We start from the raw sequence: 2,439 nt of genomic DNA, 5'->3' as shown, positions 1-2,439 counted from the left end.
GCATGCGACAGCGAGGTGCGGATGATGATGCGGGCGCGGTTGGCGTGCGGCTGCATGATAGCGACGCAGCTTTCGACCAGCTCGTTGAGGTTCTGGTTCGTGAAGGCGAGATCGAGCTTGCCGGTCTCGATGCGCGAGAGCTCGAGCAGATCGTTGATCAGCGTGACCACCCGCTCGCCGGAAGAGCGGATGTCCTTCATGTAGTCGAGATAGCGCGCGTTGCCGAGCGCGCCGAAGCGCTCGCCGATCATGACCTCGGCAAAGCCGATGATCGCGTTCAGCGGCGCGCGCACCTCGTGGCTGATCCGCGCCAGCATGTCGGCCTTGGCGTTGGCGGCACGGTCGGCGAGGCGCCGCGCCTGCGACAGCTCGTTTTCGCCGCGCCGTGTCTGCGACAGGTCGCGAAACACCGCGAAAAAATTCGGCCCCGCGGGACGGGTCCGCCCGATCGTGATCGACAGCGGGATCAGGCCGCCTTGGCTGACTCGCCCGAGCACCTCGCGGCCCTGATCGAGCAGACTGGCAACGCCGGCTTCCCGCACGCTTTCCAGATAGTCCAGCACGAGACGGGTGCTCTCGGTCGCGAACAGCTCGATCAAATTGCGCTTGATGAGCTGCGCGCCATCATAGCCGAACAGCGCCTCGGCGCTGCGGTTGCAGGCGTGGATGTTGCCGCCGGCATCGAACATCAAGATGCCCTCGGCGGTGACGTCGAGGATGGCGCCGAGGTCCTCGGCATCGGCCTGTCCTGCAGCAGCCAGCGGCGGAATCACCAGCGGTTGCGGCGCCGGCGGGGGCGGCGCAGTGCTCACAGGCGTCTGCGCCGGCTGAGGCGCGGTCGCTGCAGTCGCGTCGGGACGCGGCGTGAAGATCAGCGCGTGCGCGGTGTCGCCGTCCCAGCTGATCGTGAACAGCCGCGCGGCGGCCGCGAGGCCGTTGCCATCGGCAGCCGAGATCATCACCGGCGTGCCGGCTTCCGACGTGCTGGAGGAGGTGGAGACACCGGGCTCGACATAGAGCGCATCGAGGCCGCCGGCCTGTTCCAGCGCGGCAAGGCTGGCGTAGCCGATCTGCGCCAGGAAGGCGTCGTTGGCATAGAGCAGCCGGTCGAGGCGATAAATCAGCACGCCGCCGGGCAGCAGGTCGAGCAGGATGCGGTCGCGCAGGCTGTCGCCTTGCGGTGACGGTGCTTCCGGCGCCAGCCAGTCCGGCGCGCTCTGTGCCGCGCCGTCGTCCATCGCGTGATCATCGGCTGGCTCGCCGCGCGGCGGCTCGGTCACGGGCGGCATGGTCGTGGTCTCGGGCCGCGCAATCGCTTCCGCCCGCGCCTCGTGGAAGTCGCCTTCGAGCCGTGCCGATTCAAGCCGTGCCGACAATTGCCGTGCGAGTTCATGGAAGGCGCTGTTCTCCACCGGCGTCAGGGCCGGAAACTTGCTCTCGCCCCCCGGGCGAAATGGCACCACGTTGCCTGGCGCGCCCGGGCCGCCGCTCTCGCCCGACGGCAGGGGTGCGGACGGTTCGGTCACATGCGCCTCGACAGGATCGTGCGGCGCGCCCTCGGCGAGATTGGCGCCGTCCGGCGGCATATCTGCGGCGCTGGTGTGGTCCGATTGGGCAGCATCCTCGACCGGGGTCGCGGTAGGGGCCGCGTCCGACACGTCCTGGCGTTGCGCGTCGAGCCGGTCCAGCGCCTCCAGGTCGCGGCAGACGCCGAAGCCGCGATGGCCGACGAAGTGCCGCTCCTCGTCATAGGCGGGCAGGCCTGATAATTCGACCGACAGGGTGCCGCCGCCATCGACCGGCCAGGGCACGATGATGCCGCTCCAGGTCTCGTGCGTCTCCAGCGCATTGCTGACGCAGCCGTCCGGATCGAGCCCGAAACTCTCCGCGAGCTCCCGCCACGGCCGGCCGAGCTGGGCCGCCATCTGCGACCCCATCACGCGGATGAAGGCATCGGAGTCGAACGTGAAGTGCCCGTCCGCATCCATCTGCCACATGAAGCGCAGCGGCTGCCGTGGCGCCTGCGCCGCGTCGAGCGCGGGCGTCTCAGCCTCGACCGGCCGCACCCATGCGATCAGGCCGAGCTGCGCATCGCTGCCGACGCGATAGAGCGTGATCCGGTCGTGATCGAGCTGCACCTCGGCATGGCCGTCGGCGAGCGCGCTGTCGCGTGCCTGCGCCAGGTGCTGCGCGTTGAGATCGAGCGCACCGAGCAGGCGCCGTCCGGACGCGCTGGCGCCGACCGGCAGCCCGTCGGTGGTGAAGGCGATCAGCGCCGCGTCGCTGTCATCGACCAGGCGCTGCAGCCGCTCCGCCAGCGGCATCGTGCGCAGGCCGGTGTCGGTGGTGGTGATCAAAATGCCAAATCTGCCTTCGGCCAGATGGCTGCCGTCTGGCAGCTCGAACCGGGAGCAGCCGCAGGTCGCGAGCGTGCCGAGC

The 2,439-nt window shown here is 69.6% G+C and carries 1 protein-coding gene; it reads right to left on the bottom strand.

Annotated elements, in window-relative coordinates; translation table 11 throughout:
• A partial coding sequence (locus WA702_RS16690) for a PAS domain S-box protein (protein ID WP_425111647.1) occupies window positions 1-2,439 on the bottom strand: 2,439 nt, incomplete at both ends.

Origin of the sequence: Bradyrhizobium sp., from assembly GCF_049798375.1 — a bacterium.
Lineage (GTDB): Bacteria > Pseudomonadota > Alphaproteobacteria > Rhizobiales > Xanthobacteraceae > Bradyrhizobium.
Note: the sequence above shows the minus strand (reverse complement) of the source record. Positions and strands in the feature narration are given on the sequence as shown.